18 protein-coding genes are annotated in these 22952 nt (G+C 46.9%); 12 read left to right on the top strand and 6 right to left on the bottom strand.

Annotation, left to right across the window (positions count from 1 at the left end; genetic code table 11):
- Positions 1 to 998: 998 nt before the first annotated feature.
- Positions 999 to 3740 carry an aconitate hydratase AcnA gene (gene acnA, locus QNH28_RS02995; RefSeq protein WP_283910102.1) on the bottom strand — a complete coding sequence of 914 codons (2742 nt, stop codon included), beginning with the start codon at positions 3738 to 3740 and terminating at the stop codon, positions 999 to 1001.
- 270 nt (positions 3741 to 4010) lie between these two features.
- Between acnA and QNH28_RS03000 the strand changes: the two genes are divergently transcribed.
- The 9 genes from QNH28_RS03000 (at position 4011) to QNH28_RS03040 (ending at position 11800) form a co-directional block, all read left to right on the top strand.
- The gene (locus tag QNH28_RS03000) at positions 4011 to 5042 is read left to right on the top strand and encodes an amidase domain-containing protein (RefSeq protein ID WP_481858350.1); all 1032 of its coding nucleotides are present in this window, start codon (positions 4011 to 4013) and stop codon (positions 5040 to 5042) included.
- A 22-nt stretch (positions 5043 to 5064) separates the two neighbouring features.
- Complete coding sequence (locus tag QNH28_RS03005) at positions 5065 to 6156, top strand: D-alanine--D-alanine ligase (protein ID WP_283910103.1); 1092 nt, start codon at positions 5065 to 5067, stop codon at positions 6154 to 6156.
- A gap of 47 nt (positions 6157 to 6203) precedes the next feature.
- Positions 6204 to 6521 carry a hypothetical protein gene (locus QNH28_RS03010; protein WP_283910104.1) on the top strand — a complete coding sequence of 106 codons (318 nt, stop codon included), beginning with the start codon at positions 6204 to 6206 and terminating at the stop codon, positions 6519 to 6521.
- Positions 6518 to 7525, top strand: coding sequence for a UV DNA damage repair endonuclease UvsE (uvsE, locus tag QNH28_RS03015; protein ID WP_283910105.1), 1008 nt, complete (start codon positions 6518 to 6520; stop codon positions 7523 to 7525). The genes QNH28_RS03010 and uvsE overlap by 4 nt, the downstream gene beginning before the upstream one ends.
- A gap of 240 nt (positions 7526 to 7765) precedes the next feature.
- On the top strand, positions 7766 to 8650 hold the full coding sequence (locus tag QNH28_RS03020; RefSeq protein WP_283910106.1) for an inositol monophosphatase family protein: 885 nt from the start codon (positions 7766 to 7768) through the stop codon (positions 8648 to 8650).
- A gap of 15 nt (positions 8651 to 8665) precedes the next feature.
- Positions 8666 to 8926, top strand: coding sequence for a hypothetical protein (locus QNH28_RS03025; protein WP_283910107.1), 261 nt, complete (start codon positions 8666 to 8668; stop codon positions 8924 to 8926).
- A gap of 127 nt (positions 8927 to 9053) precedes the next feature.
- On the top strand, positions 9054 to 10346 hold the full coding sequence (locus QNH28_RS03030; protein ID WP_283910108.1) for a stalk domain-containing protein: 1293 nt from the start codon (positions 9054 to 9056) through the stop codon (positions 10344 to 10346).
- A 100-nt stretch (positions 10347 to 10446) separates the two neighbouring features.
- On the top strand, positions 10447 to 10998 hold the full coding sequence (gene def, locus QNH28_RS03035; RefSeq protein ID WP_283912037.1) for a peptide deformylase: 552 nt from the start codon (positions 10447 to 10449) through the stop codon (positions 10996 to 10998).
- 181 nt (positions 10999 to 11179) lie between these two features.
- Positions 11180 to 11800 (top strand): hypothetical protein, encoded by a 621-nt coding sequence (locus tag QNH28_RS03040; protein ID WP_283910109.1) that lies wholly within the window; start codon positions 11180 to 11182, stop codon positions 11798 to 11800.
- A 75-nt stretch (positions 11801 to 11875) separates the two neighbouring features.
- Here the strand turns inward: QNH28_RS03040 and QNH28_RS03045 are convergent, their stop codons facing one another.
- Both QNH28_RS03045 and QNH28_RS03050 read right to left on the bottom strand, forming a co-directional pair.
- Positions 11876 to 13192: a glutamate-1-semialdehyde 2,1-aminomutase gene (locus tag QNH28_RS03045; protein WP_283910110.1), complete on the bottom strand. Its 1317-nt coding sequence runs from the start codon at positions 13190 to 13192 to the stop codon at positions 11876 to 11878.
- Positions 13193 to 13314: 122 nt separating this feature from the next.
- Complete coding sequence (locus tag QNH28_RS03050) at positions 13315 to 14373, bottom strand: LCP family protein (protein ID WP_283910111.1); 1059 nt, start codon at positions 14371 to 14373, stop codon at positions 13315 to 13317.
- A gap of 105 nt (positions 14374 to 14478) precedes the next feature.
- Here QNH28_RS03050 and bcp point away from each other — a divergent pair, with 105 nt between their 5' ends.
- Both bcp and QNH28_RS03060 read left to right on the top strand, forming a co-directional pair.
- Positions 14479 to 14946, top strand: a complete 468-nt coding sequence (gene bcp / locus QNH28_RS03055; protein ID WP_481858351.1) for a thioredoxin-dependent thiol peroxidase — start codon at positions 14479 to 14481, stop codon at positions 14944 to 14946.
- 123 nt (positions 14947 to 15069) lie between these two features.
- Positions 15070 to 19356: a 2-hydroxyacyl-CoA dehydratase gene (locus tag QNH28_RS03060; protein WP_283910113.1), complete on the top strand. Its 4287-nt coding sequence runs from the start codon at positions 15070 to 15072 to the stop codon at positions 19354 to 19356.
- A gap of 82 nt (positions 19357 to 19438) precedes the next feature.
- Here the strand turns inward: QNH28_RS03060 and QNH28_RS03065 are convergent, their stop codons facing one another.
- Entirely contained in the window at positions 19439 to 19750 is a 312-nt protein-coding gene (locus QNH28_RS03065) for a zinc ribbon domain-containing protein (protein WP_283910114.1), read from the bottom strand.
- Positions 19751 to 19849: 99 nt separating this feature from the next.
- The gene (locus tag QNH28_RS03070; protein ID WP_283910115.1) at positions 19850 to 20794 is read right to left on the bottom strand and encodes a helix-turn-helix transcriptional regulator; all 945 of its coding nucleotides are present in this window, start codon (positions 20792 to 20794) and stop codon (positions 19850 to 19852) included.
- Positions 20795 to 20945: 151 nt separating this feature from the next.
- Here QNH28_RS03070 and QNH28_RS03075 point away from each other — a divergent pair, with 151 nt between their 5' ends.
- On the top strand, positions 20946 to 22232 hold the full coding sequence (locus QNH28_RS03075; RefSeq protein ID WP_283910116.1) for an MFS transporter: 1287 nt from the start codon (positions 20946 to 20948) through the stop codon (positions 22230 to 22232).
- Here QNH28_RS03075 and QNH28_RS03080 read toward each other — a convergent pair.
- Entirely contained in the window at positions 22207 to 22875 is a 669-nt protein-coding gene (locus QNH28_RS03080; RefSeq protein WP_283910117.1) for a DedA family protein, read from the bottom strand. The two genes, QNH28_RS03075 and QNH28_RS03080, sit on opposite strands and share 26 nt — an antisense overlap.
- Between the last annotated feature and the right edge of the window lie 77 nt (positions 22876 to 22952).

Below are 22952 nucleotides of genomic sequence, written 5' to 3' on the forward strand. Positions count from 1 at the left end.
TGTGTGTTTTTCATGCCAATAGCGACTATGAGGTCCGATAGCACGTCAAATGTCGGATAATCCTCCATTTAGGATCACCTGAGTCCGATAGGCCAAACCCTAAGCGCCCCCTTAGCCTTCCGGACTCAGTGGGCGCTATTAGCCCATATTGAATCTTTTTGGAAGAGTATTGGACTCCAGTGCAACTATTCGTTCGAAAGAGAACCAATATGTGTGCTTTTCATGCCAATAGCGACTATGAGGTCCGATAGCACACCAAATGTCGGATAATCCTCCATTTAGGGTCATCTGAGTCCGATAGCGCCAAACCCTAAGCGTTCCCTAGCCTTCCGGACTCAGTGGACGCTATTAGCCCATTTAGAGTCTTTTTGGAAGAGATTCGGACCCCAGTGCAGCTATTGCACAAAAACAGGCCTATTTATTGTGCTTTTCATGCCAATAGCGACTATGAGGTCCGATAGAACGTCAAATGTCGGATAATCCTCCATTTAGGGTCATCTGAGTCCGATAGCGCCAAACCCTAAGCGTTCCCTAGCCTTCCGGACTCAGTGGACGCTATTAGCCCAATTAGAGCCTTTTTGGAAGAGATTCGGACCCCAGTGCAGCTATTGCACAAAAACAGGCTTATTTATTGTGCTTTTCATGCCAATAGCGACTATGGGGTCCGATAGCACGCCAAATGTGGACTAATTCTACGTTTAACGTCAGCTGAGACCGATAGCATCGAGTACTAACCACCCCCTGAGTCCGATACCGCCGAATCACAATCATCCCCTATGTCTGATAGCTACTTCATACGCGCAAATATCAATGAATCAAGCGTAGCCAGAGTTTGGTACGAACGCCCGCGGGGGGAAGAAGAAGAAAACGGGGGTGTCTCAGCAGCCCATTCGATTCATGGCTGTAAGAACACCCCTCAATCTATACAAGCCCCTAATAACTACACAAAAAAACTGCCTCACAGCCACTCATGGCCGCGAGACAGTTCCTATTTAAATCTATTCTACCGATACAGCTGAAGAATCTGTGGCATCCGCCAGCATTTGACGAAGCACAGTTTGTAGAATACCACCATTGCGATAGTAATCAATATCAACCGTACTGTCGAGTCGTGCAGTAACAGGGAAGTCGAATTGAGTACCGTCTTCACGGGTAGCGGTAACAGTTAGATCTTGGCTTGGCGTCACCTCGTTATCGAGACCGGTAATGTTGAAGGTCTCACGTCCGGTCAGTCCCAAGCTGCTCCAGCCGTGGCCTTCCTGGAATTGTAGTGGAAGCACACCCATACCAACCAGATTGCTGCGGTGAATCCGCTCAAAGCTCTCGGCGATAACAGCTTTAACGCCTAGCAGAAGCGTGCCCTTGGCCGCCCAGTCACGTGAGCTTCCTGTGCCGTATTCTTTACCGGCGATAACGATGAGATTCTGTCCAGCGTCCTGGTACAGCATGGAAGCGTCATAGATGGACATGACTTCATCGCTTGGCAGGAAGGTTGTAACTCCGCCTTCTGTACCTGGAGCTACTGCATTACGAATCCGAATATTAGCGAATGTACCACGCATCATGACTTCATGATTTCCGCGGCGTGAGCCGTAGGAGTTGAAGTCTGCACGTTCTACACCATGATCGCGTAAATATTCACCAGCAGGACCAGAGGTAGAGATATTACCTGCAGGTGAGATATGGTCGGTCGTTACGGAATCAGCAAGCAGCGCCAGAACGCGTGCATCCTTGATATCCTTGATGTCTCCCAGACCGTCTGCCAGATGTTCGAAGAACGGCGGATTCTGAATATACGTGGAGTTGTCATCCCACTCATACAGCTCGCCTTGTGGAACAGGGATAGAGTTCCAACGTTCATTAGCAGTAAATACATTTTCGTATTTACGGCGGAACATCTCTGGGCTAAGGGAAAGATTGATCGCTTCACGAATTTCAGCAGTAGTTGGCCAAATATCCTTCAGGAATACTGGCTCACCTTGTGGATCAAATCCGAGCGGTTCAGTCTGTAAATCGATATTTACAGTACCAGCCAGTGCGTAAGCAACTACGAGCGGCGGTGAAGCCAAGTAGTTGGCTTTGACCTGAGCATGTACGCGGCCTTCAAAGTTACGGTTACCGGAGATTACAGCAGCCACGGTCATATCGTTATCAGTAATGGCTTGGCTAACCTCTTCAGGCAATGGACCAGAGTTACCGATACAAGTAGCGCAGCCATAACCAGCCAAGTAGAAGCCCAGTGCTTCGAGTGGCTTCAGCAGGTTTGCTTTTTCCAAATATTCAGTAACTACCAATGATCCTGGAGTCAAGCTGCTCTTAACGTATGCTGGTTTGGTCAGACCGCGTTCCACGGCTTTTTTCGCCAAAAGGCCTGCTCCAAGCATAACGCTAGGGTTGGAAGTATTCGTACAGCTTGTAATCGCTGCGATCACGACTGCGCCTGTGCTGAGCTTGCTTGTGGTGCCATTTTTATGTTCTATTTCTACAACTTGGGCGATTTTCTCATCGCTGAGACCATAACCGCCTTTGTCTACAGGTGTACGGATAATACCTTCGAAATTTTCTTTCATATGCGTAAGCTCGATCCGGTCTTGCGGACGTTTAGGTCCAGCTAAGCTTGGAACGACAGAAGCTAGGTCAAGTTCAATTACATCGCTGAACTCAGGATCTGGTGTATTCGAAGTGCGGAACATACCTTGTGCTTTGTAATAAGATTCAACGAGCTCTACCAGATCATCTGGACGACCTGTACTGCGAAGATAAGCAAGTGTCTCCTCATCTACAGGGAAGAAACCGATCGTTGCTCCGTATTCTGGCGCCATGTTAGCAACCGTTGCCCGGTCAGCAAGACTGATGTTAGCAAGACCTGGACCGTAGAATTCGACGAATTTGCCGACTACGCCTTTTTTACGCAACATTTCAGTAACTGTCAGTGCCAAGTCCGTTGCTGTAGCCCCTTCGATAAGGCTGCCTGTAAGCTTAAAGCCCACTACATCTGGTGTAACAAAATAGAGCGGTTGTCCGAGCATACCTGCTTCAGCTTCAATACCGCCTACACCCCAGCCCACAACACCAAGTCCATTGATCATCGTAGTATGGGAGTCCGTTCCAACAAGGGAATCTGGATAAACGACAGTTTCACCATCGATAGTTTTAGTAGTGGCTACGGAAGCCAAATACTCCAAATTCACCTGATGCACGATACCGGTAGCTGGAGGAACTGCACGGAAGTTATTGAAAGCGGTCTGTGCCCAGCGAAGGAAACGGTAACGTTCCTCATTGCGCTCAAACTCCACGTTCATATTGTATTCCAAAGCGTCTGCCGTACCGAAAGCATCAACCATAACAGAGTGGTCAATTACAAGGTCAACGGGAACGAGCGGGTTGATCTGTTTAGGATCTCCGCCGGCTTTCTTTACAGTATCACGCATAGCTGCCAGATCTACTACTACCGGAACACCGGTAAAGTCCTGAAGTACGATACGAGCAGGGATAAATGGAATTTCTTTATTGCGATCAATGTCGCCTGACCAGTCAGCCAATTGTTTTACATGTTCTTCTGTAATCGCCCGTCCGTCAAACTGACGAACAGCCGCCTCAAGTAATACTTTGATCGAGAAAGGAAGGGAAGAGATAGAGCCCAATCCTTGTTCCTCAAGGGAGTTAAGATCATAATAGCGATAAGATTTGCCACCTGATTCCAGGGTGCGGGCCAACGAGAAATGATCCTTGCTTGGCATATGTGCGCCTCCTTGTTTCATCTATTGAAACTCAATTTCACATTGCATGTTATTTAATTATAACGGTTACAAAGAGGGGAGTAAAGTTTTTTTTCCTATATATAAAGCCCGAATATCGCATCTCAGAAACCATTTAGAGTTACCTCCAAAACGTGAGCTATAAGCAAAGTATTTGCCTTACCATGTAAATTGAAGCGATCTGTATAGCGGCCTGTTTCCTTTCATATACATAGAGCAGTAGTTAAAAGGGAATGAAGGGGTGCGAGTATAATGGAACAACAGTGGAAGCAGAGTCTATATGTATATGTAGATCAAGTGAATAAGGCCAGGGTGGAGCCTAAGTCCTCATCGCAAACAGTTTCCGTATCCGTTAAGGATCCGCGCTTTCTGGTGGAGCAAGGGGAACGTTCACGCCGGATCGCTGAATGGTATAACGCTCGTGGGATAACTCCGCTGCGGGGGGAAACAGGCGTTAAGACTTTACGGACCGTCCGGCAGACTCCGACTGAGGTGGTAGCAGAGGTTACGCTGCATAGTGCACTCTATTATGAAAAAGGAGGCGTTAACCACCGCGAGTATAGGGTTGAGCTGGAGCGGTTGACCTTTGTGCGAGACGGAGGGGGCTGGGAAATCGCCGCTATAGAACGAACCATTCCTGAAAGAAATACGGTTCATAGAGCGGAGGTGGAGTTATCTGGCAAGTTGTCCAAATGGGGGGAAGCATTGCCTGCTCCGCTGCCATCACAGCCCCTTCTAAACCGGAATATTCTTGGTGAGATCTCGGGCTCAAGAGAGGTTCGCTACAACCGTGAAGAAGCGGTGGCTTATGCCGATCGTTGGTGGAAAGACGGGAATCCGGAGTTCGAAACGTTTGAGGTTGATTGTACGAATTATGTCTCCCAATGCCTCTTTGCAGGGGGAGCGCCTATCAACTATACTGGTAAAAGAGAAACGGGCTGGTGGTACAAAGGCTACCAAGGGAAACAAGAATGGTGGAGTTATAGCTGGGCTGTATCAGACAGTCTGCAGCGCTATTTGAGCGTTAGCCGGAGCAATGGCTTGCGTGCGGAAGTTATGGAGCGGCCGGAGCAATTGATGCTGGGCGATATTATTCAATATGACTGGGACGGCAACGGGCAATATCAGCACAGCACAATCGTCACAGCCTTTGATGCTGGTGGTATGCCACTTGTGAATGCACGTACAGTTAGCAGTCGTCATCGCTTCTGGGACTATCGTGATTCCTACGCATGGACGGATCAAACGAAATACCGTTTTTTTCATATTAACGACTATTTATAAGACAGAAAGAGGTTATAAAGGTATGGGGAACGCAAAACTAACCGTAGGGCTAGTGTACGGGGGTAAATCCGGAGAACATGAGGTATCGCTACAGACGGCTTTTGCCGTGATGAACTCATTTGATTACGATAAATATGAGATTATTCCTTTTTACATTTCAAAACAGGGTTTGTGGAAAGTCGGAGAGACATTATCGGCACCTTATAGTGAGGTGGAGCAGCTCAAGCTTGCAGATGCAACTGAAGATATGGGGACAGCCCTGAATGTAGTATTTAGTGGACTATCCGGTGCGGAAAAAACGGTGGACGTCATGTTCCCACTGCTGCACGGCACGTATGGTGAGGACGGAACGATTCAAGGGTTGTTCGAAATGGCGAATATTCCTTACATCGGGGCTGGTGTTCTTGCCTCTTCGGCAGGTATGGATAAGGTTGTTATGAAGAAGCTGTTCGCTGATGCCGGTCTGGATCAATGCGAGTTTTGCTATTTTAATATCAGCGCTTGGAAAAGAAAAAGTCATGAGTTGATTGTGGGTGTAGAGGATAAACTGGGGTATCCGGTATTCGTGAAGCCTGCTAATCTGGGCTCAAGTGTGGGTATTTCTAAGGCAATTGATAAGGAGAGTCTTGTAAAAGCTATAGATTTTGCCTTCCGTTACGATACCAAAGTCATTATTGAGGAATTCGTGGATGCTCGTGAGGTAGAGGTCGGTGTGCTCGGAAATGATGAGCCAGAGGCCTCTGTCCCGGGTGAAATCGTTTCTTCTGGAGAATATTATGACTACGCAGCTAAATATACGGACGGCAAATCACAAATGATGATTCCTGCGCCAGTTGATTCTGAAGTTGCCGATCGTCTGCGGGAGTCCGCGATAACCGCTTTTCGAGCAATTGAGGGCAGCGGGATTACCCGGGCGGACTTCTTCCTGCGGAGATCGGATGGTAAAATTCTAATTAACGAAGTGAATACGATGCCTGGCTTCACTCCTTACAGCATGTATCCGCTATTGTGGCGTGAGACAGGTGTATCCTATAGAGCTCTGTTAGACCGTATGATTGAGTTAGCTTTAGAGCGCTATAATTTCAAACAAGGTCTTAAGTATGACAACGAGTAATTGAAGCTACTAGCGGGTTCATCCCGACTGGAAAGGAGCCAAAAAATATGGGTTTTCAAACTGAATTCAATTCCGTCTGTAAGTTCAAGAATGAACAAGAGCTGTACGAGCTGCTGGAGTATGGGCGTACCAAAATGGTGAAGCAGGGCTTTCGCGTGTATCCGACGGGTCAGAAGGTGATTGCCTACACACCTGAGAATGTAGCTGTAGCGATTGTCAAAATCTCAGCCTCGATCGCAGAGATTAATTTTCAGGGGCATGAGGTTACAGCGGTTGAAATGGAACTCGTGCGTAAATTGAATGAAGAAGAGTCTAGAGTGCAGACTGCACTAGCAGATGAGATGTTTTTTGGAGCACGGGGATGATTGTCCGTTTTGGATATGTAGCGATGTCCACCGTTATCAAAGACTGCTCACCATCCAAGACCATGACGATGGCCTCCTTCAAAAAGCTGGATGACCGCGAGGCGGCACTACGGCGTCTGGAGAACCTCGCGCGAACGAATCTGCATAATACGCTGCGATTGATGAAGCATAATGTGGCTTCTGACATCATGGTGTACCGTCTCACTTCCAAATTGATTCCTTTAGCGACGCATCCGGATTTGCAGGACTGGAATCCGTTTGCGGCGCTTACGGAGGAATTCGCGGAAGTGGGGCAATATGTGAAGAAGCATGGGCTGCGAGTGTCGTTTCATCCAGATCACTTTACAGTACTTAGTACACCCCGTCCGGAGGTGCTGGTCAACTCCGTACGGGATTTACAGTACCATTCGGACATGCTGGTGGCCATGGGCCTTCCTGCCATGGCGAAGAACAATATTCATATTGGCGGAGCTTATGGGGACAAGCCTGTAGCGTCCAAGCGATTTGAGGCGCATTTCCGCGAGCTGCCGGCAGCGCTGCAGGAGCGTATTACGCTGGAGAATGATGATAAAACCTTCACAGCCCCTGAGACACTAGCGGTCTGCCAGAATGTAGGTCTGCCAATGGTGCTGGATATTCACCATCAATGGGTGAATAATGAAGGTGAGCTCCCTTGGGAGCTGTGGCCTGATATTCAGCAGACTTGGCGAAGCGAGCTTGCACAGAAGGATGTTCCATCGGGAGTGCTTTTGCCCCCTAAGATTCATGTATCTAGTCCGCGCAGTCCGTCTGATCCACGCAGCCATGCAGATGGTGTGGAGCCTGCGCCGTTAGTAGCTTTTTTAAAGCGTATTGCCGCAGATACCCCTGCTGTCGATGTTATGATTGAGGCAAAACTAAAAGATGGTGCGTTATTTGGATTGATGGAAGCAATGAAGGAGCTGGCTGATGCCGGTAACGGAATTTCTGTATTAAATGGGGCAAGTGTGAATATCGAACCTTAAACAATGAAAATAAGGCGATAGGTCCCGAATACGGGCCCTATCATGACTTGATATGTAACTTGAAATAGGGTACGTTGAATGAAACTTTATTACGTTTATCATTTAAGGGATCATACTAGAATTGGGTATCCATTATGGCGGAACTTTGAGAACGTTTTGGAGTATTGAACGGTATTGTGAATAGGATTGCTTTAAAATTCATGCCAATGGCGATTATGTTCAAGGAAGCGGAGTGAAGATATGAGTCCTTTAAAACCAGAGGGTAAAAAAGAACGTGAACCCTATGTAGTAACGAGCAAGGGACATACGGCGGTAGCCATTAATGCTGCTGCCAAAGCAGGAGAATGGATAAAGAGCAGACAGGGCCTGGTGAAGGAGCTTAATACGAAGACATCGGCACAGGATCTGGTTACGGAAGTAGATAAAGGCGTTGAACAGATGATTCGCAGGTTGATTCTGACACATTACCCAGATCATGCGATCCTGGGTGAGGAAGGCGTATCCCCGGGTGCAGCAGCAGCAACCGCTGCATTGGAAGAAGCTCGTGAGCATGAATATCTGTGGATTGTAGATCCTGTAGATGGTACGACTAATTTTGTACACGGATTTCCTTTTTACTGTGTATCCATTGCATTGGTGATTCGTGGAGAATTAACGGTTGGCGTAATTTACGATCCAATTCGTGATGAAATGTTCGTTGCTGAAAAAGGTAAGGGAGCCTACATGCATGGTGTTCCTACCGCAGTCTCTACGGAGAACGTTTTCGGAGACAGCTTGATTGCTATGGGCTTTCCACCGGACCGTGAATTTGCGCAACCTGTGAATATGGCGGGATTGCAGAGCGTTCTTCCGCAGATTCGTGGAATTCGTGCAGGAGGCTCGGCTGCTCTACATTTGGCTTATGTGGCAGCAGGAAGGGTAGACGGATACTGGGAAGTGGGCTTAAGCCCTTGGGACTGTGCAGCAGGAGTGCTGCTAGTGCTTGAATCAGGGGGCAGAATCACGGATACGCTTGGACGCCCATACGATATTGGCACTCGGCATGTAGTAGCAAGTAATGGTCATATTCACGAATATTTGGTTTCGTCACTGAAGAATGCTGAAGCAACAGGATATAAGCTTTAGGGAGGACGATGCATCATGAGTGAGAAGGATGATCTGGAACGCAAGCTAAGCGAAATGTTGGTAGATGGCGAGATGGAGCAGGGCGACCGTATAGCTAAAGAAATCCGTGAAATCTCTCCGAAGTATGAAATTCGTATCCAGACCACAATGGATCCCATTGTGGAGGAGACGCTGCGTTATCGTAAGATTGGACAGGAACTAGACGATCGTTATGATAAATATCTTGAGCGTGCCGGAAAGAATTTGAATTCACAAGAGGATTCAGATAAAGGATAAGACATTCGTTTCCAGCTGTGATCATATTAGTGATTTGGAGGGCGGGCTCCCGAATATGGGAGGCCGCTCTTTTGCGTTGGTATCAGGGATGGTAGAATGAGAATTAGAACATTTTGGGAGGGATACGATGCTAAGCAAGTGGAGAAGAATTTTAGCAGCTAGCACATGCAGTATGCTTTTGTTGTCTGTGCTGATTGGCGTAGGGGCCGGATCGGCAAATGCGGCTGACGCGTCTGCAACACTAGACGCAAGTCAGGATATCTTTCGCATCGTAGCTCTTGGCGATTCGATTACTGCCGGATATGAGCCGGGAATGACGGATGTGAATACCAAGCCGTACGGTTATGCGGAGCGACTGCTGGAACAGGGTTGGTATCATGGCCGAAGCGAGCTTACCAATTATGGTATTCTTGGACTGACTACTGCTGGATTAAGTAATTACACTGGAGCCATTAAGGATGGCTCAGCGATTACCGCTGAAGGTATTCAGTCAGGTCTTCCAGATCCACGGATAGACCAATTCGTAAAGTTAACCCCGCAGATCGCATCAGAGCTGAAGGAAGCCGATCTGATTACGATTACAATTGGGGGGAATGATGTAAGCCGTCTTTTCTTACAGGTTAAGGAGCTGACGGATACAGATTTCGAATCACAGCTGAAGCAGAAGCTAGCGGATTACAATACGAATGTGAAAGCGAGTCTTGAGAATATTCGTGCGATAAATCCTCAAGCAACAATTATACTGGCTGACCAATATCAGCCTGCTCCTAAGATCGCTCTTGGTGCGATGTACACCAAATTGATGACCGCAGCAGCTCAATTTACAGATTCGGCAGATCGTGTGGCTGCAAGCGTGAATCAAGAGGGAGCAAAGGTATTAGTAGCTCATGTGGCGGCAAAGTTTGCTGGTTCAGAGGGATCACTCACGCATATTATTGGGGCAGGACAAGCGGATTTTCACCCTACGCAGCTCGGATACGAGACCATTGCAAAAGTATTTGCTGAATTACAATGGGGGGAATACCGCATTCCCACTGTAGCGGCAATGGCTACGGACACTGTACCGATGTCGATTGTTGTAAAGGGCGTAGAGTTAAATACACCGAATAAGCCTATTTTGAAGAATGGTCAGAATTTTCTGGCGCTTAAAGATATTCTAAATGCCGTAGGTGCTAACGGAAAGTGGGATAATAAGACCTCCAGTGCGACTATTGAATACGGTGGACGGACGGTTGTAATTACGATCGGCAGCAAATTTATTAAGGTGAATGGACAGAATGTAGCCATCGATACCCCAGCTTTTCTGCAAAAGGTAGGCAAAGAAGATAAAACTTATCTTCCCCTTGCCGCATTGGCGACCGGACTTGGATTCGATGTTAATTATAGTAGCAAACTGCGAACTGCTTTCATAAATCCATAAATCTGCATACTATATCATAAGTACTTTAAATTAAGCCCGTAAGGCAAAGGTGGATGGAATATTGTCTAGTTCAAAATTTAGTGCTGAATATATCATCACTATGGATGATATTGTACGGGAAGGTCATCCCGTGCTTCGTACCGTAGCTCAACCAGTGGAGCTTCCTTTACAGGAGGAAGATCGTGAGACTCTGCAATGTATGCTTCAGTTTCTGAAGAACAGCCAGGACCCGGAGATTTCCGAAGAATATAATTTACGCTCTGGCGTAGGTCTGTCGGCGAATCAAATCGGACTGTTGAAGCGTATGTTCGTGATGTATTCTATGGACGAGAGAGGGAGAATTGTAGAGCATGCTTGGGTTAACCCTAAGATCATCAGTCACTCACTAACCATGGTGTACTTACCGGAGAGCGAGGGATGTCTGTCTGTTGATCGACCGGTACATGGTTTTGTACCTCGTTATGAATCTGTGAAGGTAAAAGGATATGATCTTGAAGGTAAGGAAGTGGTCCTTAAATTTAAGGGCTACCAAGCCATCATCATCCAGCATGAGATTGATCATCTCGATGGGATCATGTTCTACGACCGAATCAATAAGGAAAATCCATTCAAGCTTCCTCAGGGAGTGGAAATCCGTAACTTGTACGAGTAAGTAGAAGACGACTTCGAATTAAGAAAACGTGCGGTCTTACAGCATAAAGCTGATAGACGCACGTTTTTTTGCTATTTGGAGGATTAAATGATTTCAAATATTTTACAAAATAATCCATAGGAGGTACCATTATAACTAATGGGTTGAAATTAAATTTAAGGATCAGAAGGAGGCTTTTAAAATGGGTTGGAGTAGAATGCCAATAAGAGGCGTGGTCAACGAATACAATGATGAGGTTAAGAAGATTGATGAGCAGATTTTGACTCTGATTCAGGAACGTAAAGCTATAACAGGCAAAAAACGGTTCTCCCCCGAAAGTGAGCTCCTTGAGGAATGGTCAACTAGATTCGAGTTGGACACTTCTCAGATTGTACAGTATATACACAGTATGAATGAGGCTGTGCCCAGACGGAAATATTGGGAAGAGCCCGGTTTACTGCTCGGCGTACTTCCGATTGTGAAGCGGATAGTCCTCGAAGATTGCGAATATACACTTACACATGCTATGCAGTATGAAACGCTCAGTATAGTTACTGTGGAGATTAAGTATTTAAAAGAAACAGTGGAGCGCGTTCATCTTAGACCCGCTCTAACATTGGAGATTTTAAGCGAGGCAGCCTATGAAATCCAGCCGCATGGGGGTCACGGAGGGGGAGCTCATACACAAATGCAGTTCTTGGTCTCGCCACCGCTGCCAGCGGATCTAGATACGGTTCAATTTGCCTTAATACCCGGAGGAGATCAAATGTTTGGACCTGCAATGACGGAGATTATATTGGACAAGCAAATTGATTTCGAATAGTGCCTATGCAAAAAAAACCTACCACCAGAAGCTTGGTGGTAGGTTTTAGTATGTTTAGTGGCTGTAAATAACGTCTTATTTCTCAGCCGCCATAGCGCGGAATGATTCTTCTGCTGCAATCAGCGTAGCGTCGATATCCGCATCGGTATGTGCTGTCGTTAGGAACCAAGCTTCATATTTCGAAGGGGCAAGGTTAATCCCACGGTTTAACATGTGACGGAAGAAGCTACCGAACAATTCTCCATCTGTATCCTGTGCCTCATCGTAATTCGTAACTGGATGCTTACAGAAATGAGTAGAGAATGAACCACGGATGCGGTTGATTGTCAGTGGAATGCAATGACGGTCAGCAGATGCCTGAAGACCGTCGACAAGGCGGATCGCAAGCCGTTCCATCTCATCATATACGCCTTCTGCGCTCAGCACTTCCAGACAGGCGATCCCTGCGGAAATGGAAGCAGGATTTCCTGCCATTGTTCCCGCTTGGTATGCCGGTCCTAGTGGGGCTACTTGTTCCATCACATGCTTACGTCCGCCGTACGCGCCGATCGGTAGGCCGCCGCCGATGATTTTGCCGAGTGCTGTAAGGTCAGGAGTGATGTCTTCATGGTTATCCAGTCCTGCATATGTCTGCGTGGAACCATAGTGGAAACGGAAGGCCGTAATGACTTCGTCATAAATAACGAGTGAGCCATTATCATGAGCCAGCTTGCAGAGCCCTTCGAGGAATCCAGGTTTAGGCATAACCATACCGAAATTACCAACGATCGGTTCAACCATAACAGCGGCGACATCTTCGCCCCATTTTTCCAATGCCTCTTGCAGGCTTTTCAGATCATTAAAAGGAACAGTGATTACTTCCTGTGCAATACTGCTAGGAACGCCGGCACTATCTGGAATGCCAAGCGTAGAAGGCCCGGATCCTGCTGCTACCAGCACTAGATCAGAGTGGCCGTGATAACAGCCAGCGAATTTTACGATTTTGCTGCGCTTTGTATAAGCACGAGCAACACGAATGGTAGTCATAACCGCTTCTGTACCGGAATTGACAAACCGGACTTTATCCATAGACGGAATAGCTTCTTTAAGCATTTTAGCAAGCTTAATTTCGAGCTCTGTTGGGGTTCCGTAAAGAACACCATTCTCTGCTGCAGTGGTAATTGCCTTCGTTATATGTGGGTGAGCATGGCCGGTAATGATCGGTCCATAGGCTTGGAGATAGTCGATATATTCATTGCCATCTACATCCCAGAAATGAGATCCGCTGGCACGTTTCATAAATACAGGTGCTCCGCCTCCAACGGCTTTAAAAGAGCGGGAAGGGCTATTTACACCTCCAACGATATGTTGAAGGGCTTCGTGATAAAGTTGCTCAGATGTGGAACGATTCATAATGTGATCATCCTTTCGATTGTTGGTACTCATGGCAACGGGCGAACAACGGTGTTTCCGCTGTCCGCCCGTATTATACCATTGCCTGTAGTGTCTACTTGTGAACGTTGCTTGTCAGATCTTTATTGGGTTCCGCTAGTGTTACTATTTGAAGTAGTCTCTGGTGAAGTTGAAGTTGAAGGTGTAGGCGTTGGCTCAGGGCCATTTAAGGTATCCTGAACAAATTCCTTTAATTTCTTCTCACTGCGAATGCCTATAACCTGCGATCCGTCACTTGTAGTTTCCTCTTTGAGCAGATCCATTGGCGGAATTTGCTCACTACCGCCCATGGTACTATCGTACCCGACGGTTGCAAGCTTCCACATATCATTTACTGTCAGATTGGTTTCGATATAAGGCGTAACTTGAGACAGGATATTCGGTAGCTTGATTATGGATGTGGTCTTGATCAGCTTGTCAGCCACAACCTTGAGAAATGCACGCTGGCGCTCGGTCCGAGTGAAGTCGGAGGTAGCGTCATGTCGAAAACGTACATATTGCAGAGCTTTATTACCGTCGAGATGCTGATATCCTTTTTTAAGATCAATGTCATACTCGGGACCATCTGCAATGGTCTTGTACACCATATCTTTCTCGACTTCATAATCTACACCACCAACGGCATCTACTAGCTTGATGAATCCTTGGAAGTCCGTGTAGACATAATATTGAATCGGGATGCCGAGCAGATCGCTTACAGTCTGCATCGCCGTGTTAGGTCCATAAATGATAGCTGAATTAATACGTTTTTCGCCGTGATCTGGAATCGGAACGTAAGTGTCTCTAAGAATTGAGAATACGCTGATTTTCTTCTTCACGGGATCAAGTGAGGCGACAAGCATTGTATCGGAACGAGGAATTTCCCCCTTCTTGACACCGCGGGCATCCACGCCCATTAGTAGTATATTAACAGGCTCTGTACCTTCCCACTTTGGAGGTTCTGGCGTGTCAACATCAACGGTCTCAGCATCCTTGAATGGTGAATTCTCGGTGTTCGACATGCTGCCAAGCTCATTGACAATGGAAGTGAAGTAGTAAGTGGCCCCACCGATAATAAGGAGGAGTATAATGGCCAGTATCCAAAGCAGCGGTTTCTTTTTTGACTTATTAGTCTTTGCGTGCCTTTTCTTTCTAGGTGGCATTTCTCGTTCTTCCTTTCGCATTCACATTCTCTACATTATAATTTCTTTTGGGGATACGCGCAATTCATGCTCGATCCTCCAATATCAAGAAGGAGTGGATATAACTTGAACGTAGTAGCTATTGGACAAAAAGTACCGAATTTCACTCTTCCGTCTTCCAACGGGCAAGAGGTTAGTTTAAGTGATTACCTGGGCCGAAAGGTCATTTTATATTTTTATCCTAAAAATATGACACCAGCCTGTACGCAGGAGGCCTGCGAATTCCGGGACGCCCATGATCAGATTACTACGCTTGGTGCGGTTGTTCTAGGCATCAGTCCAGATCCTTTGGCTTCGCATATGAGATTTACGGAGAAGAACAGTCTACCCTTTCCACTGTTGTCTGATGAGGATCATAAGGTCAGTGAAATGTTCGGCGTATGGCAGCTTAAGAAGCTCTATGGTAGAGAATTCATGGGTATTGTGCGTTCAACTTTTCTGATTGATGAGCAGGGGATCTTAGTTGAAGAATGGCGGAAAGTACGAGTGAAAGGTCATGTAGCATCTACCATAGAAGAGATTTCCAAATCATAAAGTTTGTTAATAACTTTTTGTAAAAGTCTGTTACATTTTTAACAGCTTTCATAAGGTGTTGTCATGATATAGTTTCCTCATAATTGCTTCAAATTTGGAGCAAGACGAGGTGGTGTAGTGATAATGCTGCGTATTGGCCTTGATATCGGATCAACTACTGCGAAATTGGTTGTCATAGAGCGTAACACTATTGTTTATCAGGACTATGTAAGACATTATAGCGATATAAAAAAAGCAGCCCTCTCTCTTCTATCTGACGTACAGATCAGATTTCCAGAGAGAGGAGCGGTTCTAACTGTAAGCGGTTCCTCAGGCTTGTCTTTATCCAAACTGGGAGGTGTACCGTTCGTTCAGGAGGTGATCGCCTGTACGAAGGCGATTGGTGAGCTGATTCCAGAATGCGATACGGCGATTGAACTAGGCGGTGAGGATGCCAAGATCGTCTATCTCCGAGGCGGCATTGAGCAGCGTATGAATACGGCTTGCGCGGGTGGAACGGGAGCATTCATCGATCAAATGGCATCGCTGCTACAGACCGACCCAGCAGGCTTAAATGCGTTGGCAGAGAAGCATGAGCGAATCTATCCTATCGCTTCACGCTGCGGTGTATTCGCCAAAAGTGATGTGCAGCCGCTACTAAACGAGGGGGCTCGCCGGGAGGATGTGGCGGCTTCAATTTTTCAGAGTATTGTTAATCAGACGATCAGTGGTCTCGCTTGCGGACGTCCGATTCGTGGACGGGTGGCATTCCTTGGCGGTCCACTAACCTTCCTGCCAGCCCTGCGTCACCGTTTTGCGGAGACACTTGAACTTGCAGAGTCGGATATTCTTTTCCCCGAGCGGTCACAGTATTTCGTAGCGATTGGATCTGCACTTTCTGAAGCGGCGGATCCTACTATTTTGCCGCTTTCAGGTTGGATCGCGCGAATAGCGGCCGTGGATTTTACAGCGGACCGGGCCGCAGATGCTGAATTACCACCGCTGTTTGAGAACCCCGATGAGCTTGCTGCGTTCCGTCTTCGCCATGGTAAAGCTTCTGCTGCCAGATCAGACTTGGCTGTGTATCGTGGCCCTTGCTATCTGGGGATCGATGCGGGTTCAACAACAACCAAACTTGTATTGACTGGCTCTGCTGACGAGATTCTATATACCTTTTATGGCAGCAACAAGGGAAATCCCTTGTATTCTGTCAGTGAGGCACTGAAGGAAATGTATCGTGTTCTACCAGAAGGCTGTTATATTGCAGGTTCTTATGTGACAGGTTACGGAGAGGGGTTAATCAAAGCCGCTTTATGGACGGACGGCGGTGAAGTGGAGACGGTTGCTCATTACAAGGCCGCTTCTAAGTTCATGCCAGAGGTAGACTTTATTCTGGATATCGGCGGACAGGACATGAAATGCATCAAGATCCGCGGCGGCGCTATCGACAGTCTGATGCTCAATGAAGCCTGTTCGGCAGGCTGCGGCTCTTTTCTGGAGAGCTTTGCTTCTGCGCTCGGTCTTGGTATCGAGGAGTTCGCCAAGTCAGCGCTGGAAGCGACCAAACCGGTTAATTTGGGTTCGCGCTGTACAGTATTCATGAATTCTAAAGTGAAGCAGGTTCAGAAGGAAGGCGCGTCGCTGGCGGATCTTTCGGCAGGTCTTGCCTATTCCGTGATTAAGAATGCCCTGCAAAAAGTAATTAAAATTCGTAACCCTGAGGATTTAGGGCGAAATATTATTGTTCAGGGCGGCACCTTCTATAACGAAGCTGTATTGCGGGCCTTTGAGCGCCTAACGGGGAGAACGGTAGTCAGACCGGATATTGCTGGCGTTATGGGAGCGTACGGTTGTGCACTGATTGCCCGTGAGCAAGCAGGGGCTGACGGAAAGAGTACACTGCTTGGACCGGAGGAAATTGCCAACTTTAAGTACGAGGTATCTTCAGGTCGCTGTGGCCGTTGTGGAAATAACTGTGCGTTAACGATCAGTCGGTTCCCGGATAAGAGCTTCTACGTTACAGGTAATCGCTGCGAGCGTGGTGCAGGAGGCCGGAAAGAGAAGAATGCTCTGCCAAATTTGATGCAATATAAGTATGAGCGCTTTTTCGACTATGAGGCATTACCGGAGGCAGATGCAGTACGGGGCACTGTCGGTATTCCACGTACGATGAATATGTTCGAGAATTACCCGTTCTGGCACACTTTTTTCACCCAACTTGGCTATCGGGTGATTCTCTCTCCCAAATCAAGCAAAAAGCTTTTCGAGAGTGGGATGGATACGATTCCTTCAGAGTCGATCTGTTATCCAGCGAAGATGGCGCATGGACATGTGCAGAGCTTGATTGGTAAAGGTGTCGATTTTATTTTTTATCCTGCGGTGGTCTATGAGAAGAAGGAAGATGAAGCAGCGGATAATCATTTCAATTGTCCGGTGGTCGCCTCTTATCCTGAGGTCATTCGCAACAATTTGGATGGGCTTAGAGAGAATGGAATCACGCTGGTCAGCCCATTTCTGACTTTCGACGATAGATCTGCGCTTACCAAGGGACTCGTGAAGACATTTACAGGGATTCCGAGAGAAGAGATTGCGATTGCTGTGCAGGCAGGACTTGCAGAAGCTGATCGCGCTAAAAGTGATGTGCGCACCAAAGGTGAAGAGACGCTTGCGTATCTTGCCAGCAGTGGGAACAAGGGAATACTCCTCTGTGGTCATCCTTATCATGCGGATCCTGAAATTAATCATGGCATAGCAGATATGATTACCGGGATGGGACTCGCCGTGCTGACAGAAGATTCTGTCTGCCATCTGGACCGAAGTGAAGGGGATGTGGCGGTTGTCAATCAGTGGACCTATCATGCTCGAATGTATCGCGCAGCCCGCCTTGCAGCAGTCCGAACCGACCTGGAGCTTGTGCAATTGACTTCCTTCGGTTGTGGGATTGATGCGATTACATGTGATGCCGTACAAGAGATTATGGAAAGGCATAACAAAGTATATACGCTGATCAAAATCGATGAGATTAGCAACCTAGGTGCAGCGCGCATTCGGCTGCGTTCACTGCTGGCAGCGATGCGCGAGCGTGAAAAAGGCAAGGTGATGCCACAGAAGCCACCCAAAGTACAGGCTAATGTTGCATTTACGAAGGAAATGAAAGAAACGTACACGATCCTTGCGCCGCAGATGTCGCCTATTCATTTTGAATTGTTTGAGCAGGTCTTCAGGGCTGCGGGATACCGTCTGAAGATACTCGAGACCACTGGACCTGAAGAGACGGAAGAAGGTCTAAGATACGTTAACAATGATGCATGTTATCCTGCAATCGTAACAATAGGGCAGATTCTGTCGGCACTGAAGAGTGGGGACTATGATCCGAATCGTACCGCTGTAATTATGTCACAGACGGGCGGAGGCTGCCGGGCGACGAATTATATTTCTTTGCTCCGCAAAGCCTTAAAGGATTCAGACCTCGAACAAATTCCTGTGATTTCGCTAAATGCTTCTGGAATGGAGAACCAGCCAGGCTTCCGCATCAGTCTTAAACTGGCGAATCGGCTGATCGCTGCGGCTTGCTATGGTGATCTTATGATGCGGTTGCTAAATCACTTTAGACCGTATGAGGTTGTTCCAGGGAGTGCTGAGCGTTTATTTCGCCAAGGGATGGAGCGCTGTAAGGCTAGCTTAGTCACTTTCTCGTTCCGAGAGTACAAACGACTGATTCGCGAAATCGTAGCCGATTTCTGTAAGCTGCCAGTTACAGGCGTTACTAAACCAAGAGTAGGAATTGTTGGAGAAATCCTGATTAAATTTCACCCGGATGCCAACAACCGTATCATCGAGATGATTGAGGCAGAGGGCGGAGAAGCAGTAATGCCGGACTTCTTGGATTTCATCTTTTATTGCGTGTATAATCCGATCTACAAAGCCGAGCAATTCGGCAAAAGCAAACGGCTGGGATACATTAATCCGATGTTGATCTCCTATCTAGAGATTTACCGTAAGCCAATTAAGCTTACGCTTGAGGATGCGGGATTGGCTAAAGGACGGGAGAATATTTATGGTCTAGCTGAGAAGGCCAGCCGACTGGTGTCCGTAGGAAATCAGATGGGTGAGGGATGGTTCCTGACTGCAGAAATGATGGATCTGATGGATAATGGTGTGAATAATATTGCATGTATTCAGCCGTTCGCCTGCTTGCCTAACCATATTACCGGACGTGGGATGATTAAGGGCCTTAAGGAGTTATATCCAGGCGCGAATATCGTCGCCATTGATTATGATGCTGGAGTTAGTGTAGTTAACCAAGCGAATCGGATCAAGCTGATGATGTCGATTGCTAGCAGTCAGGAAGGGAATGCTGTGTCTGATTTAGAACCATCACTTAAACCGCTACAGCAGACCCTGCTTGAAGGCTCATACAGCCTGACCTGAGCTTAATAAGACAATTATATAGACAAAATGCATCTAAAAAACGGACCAAGAATTCACCTGGTCCGCTTTTTTGTGCTGATTATTAATGGGTTGAAGGAGAGCTGGACACGCCTCTCCACCGTTTTAGATGAGGCAGTTGTTCGTCGAGTAATTTACGGGCGACAGCCTCGTCCATTCCTTCTTGAACCAGGTAGCCTGTACAAATGTCAGCCATTTCTTGCAGCGTAATGTCAGGCTGTTTAAATGCTCCATCTTCGTAGCAGTATACACAATAATCCTCGATCTTTTGCCCTTCCTTGTTCGTTCCAAGTAAATCTTCCGTAGGCATAGGCATCCCACAGCTTTGACAAAATTTCGGTTCGCCTTGCATTTGCCCTACATGTTCTTGATTCATATACAGCACTCCTTTTAAAAGTATGCGAAGCTTATGAGCAATCGCTTTAAGTTCATTATAGAGCTATGAATCTGACAACATACCGTCAGGTTTAAAGCGTTAGGTTGTATATTTTTTGGCTATCCCAAGAGCCAACTCACCGAGCTTATGACGGATATGCTCTGGCTCTAGCACTTCTAAAGATGTTCCGAAGCTGAGCAAGAAACCATAGAGCCATCCGTCCTCGGGATAATGGATGGTTATGTTATATCCACCTTGCCCGTCCGGCTGAAGCTCTGTGGAGTCAAAGCGATCTTCTGCTAGATGTTTGCCTTCAGCTGTGAAGTGCAGAAGGATTGGCAATATTGCTGCAGCTGAAGTCACTCGCTGATAATCAGTGCTCCAGGGCAGCTCCTGCATGTCCTTATCTTCTCTTATGAATTCCCGGTTTTCTTTAACGAGTCCTTTCATACGATGTAGCTTGAATAATCTGAAATCCTGGCGTTGCAGACAGTGACCATATAAGTACCATGCTTGTCCTTTTAAGACTAAAGTATAGGGCTCGACAGAACGCTGGCTGGATTGCCCCTCGGCATTGACATAATCAAAAGCCACAGTCTTGTTTTCTTCCAGTGCCTCTTTTAAAGTTGCAATCTTCTCTTCTAGGATAGGCTGAAGCCCCCAGGGAGAGAAATCGATGATAAGCTGGGTCGTTTTGCTTCGGAAAGCGGCGGACTGTGAGGGCGGGATTACGCTGCTGATCTTCTCCATGAGCAGAGTGTGTTCAGTTCCGCCATAAGAGGAAACGCTTTGCAGAGCGGAGAAAATATCAGCCAGCTCGCGGTCGGTCAACACATTGCGGTCTAACCGATAGCCTTCCATGAGGCCGATGCCACCGCCCGATCCCTGATAGGTGACGATAGGAATTCCAGCTCCATTAATACTTTCAATATCACGATAAATGGTGCGCACGGACACTTCGAACATGTCGGCGAGCTCCTTCGCCTGAATGAGACGCCGGTTCATTAGTAGAATGACGATAGAGAGCAATCGATCAATTTTCAAAAGGTAGAGCCCTCCTTTTCGGATAATTTCGTAATGTAATGATGTACTACATCTTAGCAAATTCTTGAAAATAAAGCATTGTCATAAAATAATAATTCGATTAATATCTAATTAGATATTTATAAAAATAGATAAAGTGAGGTTTAGAGTGATGGGTAACCAACCAGCTATTGCAATTTTTAAAGCTCAAAAGGGATATTCACGTCTATTCACTGCCGGACTTATCAATGGAATCGGTGATCGTTTTACTAGTGTTGCCGTGCTGGCGTTGGTGCTGCAATTAACGGGGTCAGGGATGGCGGTGGGGATATCGTTAGGTGTAAGGCTGCTTCCTTATTTGTTTCTGGCACCGCTTGGAGGTGTACTTGGCAGCAAATTTCCTCGTAAATACATTATGATCGCTACGGATGTGCTTAGGGTTCCGGTTGCGCTAGCCTTTTTGTGGGTGGATGGGGAAGATAAGCTATGGCTGTTATATACGGCGAGTTTTTTGCTGGCGGCGGGGGAAGCGATCTACAGTCCAGTTCGGAAATCCTCCATTCCTTTGTTGGTGACCAAAGACTCTCTGCTGACCGTTAATGGACTAGAGCAGTTTATGAGTGGCTGTGTACTTATATTGGGTGCATTAAGTGGGGGTGTAGTCTCGATGTGGTTCGGTCCAGAGGCAGCATTCGTGATGAATGCAGTATCCTTTTTAGTCGCTGCGCTCTTCATTTACGGCATCGACTTTCCGGAGAATACTACTAGGGTGAATGAAGATAAGAGAGAGATAGATTCCCCTGATGAACTCAAAGCTCAAGCGGACCGCCCGCTGAAGACAAGTCAAATGCGTGCGCTCCGGATTATAATCAGCGGGAGTATCACCTTACAAGTTATTTTCGGGTATGAGCTGCTTGTTCCAATGCTAAATGGACTGGATAATGTGCTGATTAGCGTATATGCAGTACAGGAATTTCAAGCAGGTGATATGGGCGTAGGGGCTTTTTATGCAGCGCTCGGGATCGGGCTTAGTCTAAGCTTTTTTGCTGGAAGATATGTAACAAAAGGGCTGCTGAGTGTCGCAATTGGTGGGCTCATGATCGAAGGATTACTGCTGATGGGCATCAGTATTAGCAATCATTTTGCGATCGCTTTTCTGTTATATATTCTATTATCTTTTGCCGGAGGGACAGGGAATGCTTGCCTGGATACACTGGTTATGCGAGAGACACCGTCCATTATGCAACCTGTTATTTTTGGACTCTTGTCAGCCGTAGGAAATACGCTGCTTGGGTTATCTATGCTGCTTGCGGGGTGGCTATTAGAATGGGTGGAGCCTCGGGTGCTGGGCTTTGCTGGGGGAGCAGGGTTTTCTGGAATTGCTATACTGCTGGCAGGATATGCTTTGGTACGCAGAAGAAAGAGCGGTGACTTCACCGCCCCTTGGAAGGTTTTTTAATCTGAGCCTGAATTCGAGTGGCAGCTTTGCGAGGGAAGATACGGTCGCGGATGCTTTTGCGGTAGCGGTAAATGATCACTAGGGCTGCTATAGCCGCACCAACGGAGACAATCCAAAGCGCATAGGACTCGAACAAATGGAAGATGCCCATCCACTGTGGACCAAACACCTTTCCGATACTAAGAAACAGCACTACCCAGAATACGGCACCACTATAAGCATAAAATGCGAATTTACGGAAGGGAAGCGCGATAATACCAGCAAAATAGCCAGTAAAGTGACGGACCCCTGGAATAAAATAACCGATAAAAATAAGAAAGCTGCCGTATCTCTCGAACCATTTCTGTGTTTTCGCAAACTTAGTAGGCGAGAATAGAAACCATTTGCCATATCGCTGAATAAAGGGCATCCCGGCTTTTAATCCGACAAAATAGGTGAGGGTCATCCCAGCTGTGGTGCCTGCAAAAGCAACTACAATTAGCGTAAAGAAATCAAGCCTTCCGGTATAGGAAAGGAAACCGGCAAACGCCATAGTGGTTTCTCCGGGAAAGGGTAAGGCAACGAACTCGAGAAGTAATCCAAAAAATAATACGCTATATCCATATTTGGTGAATAATTCTTGTATAAAGCTCAGCATTTCCATAAGATTGTCACTCTCCAAGAGGCAGTTGCCTTATTCTATTTTACAGCTTGTCTTCATACAATCTACCAAATGGCTTT

Source organism: Paenibacillus sp. G2S3, from assembly GCF_030123105.1.
Taxonomy (GTDB): Bacteria; Bacillota; Bacilli; order Paenibacillales; family Paenibacillaceae; genus Paenibacillus_AQ.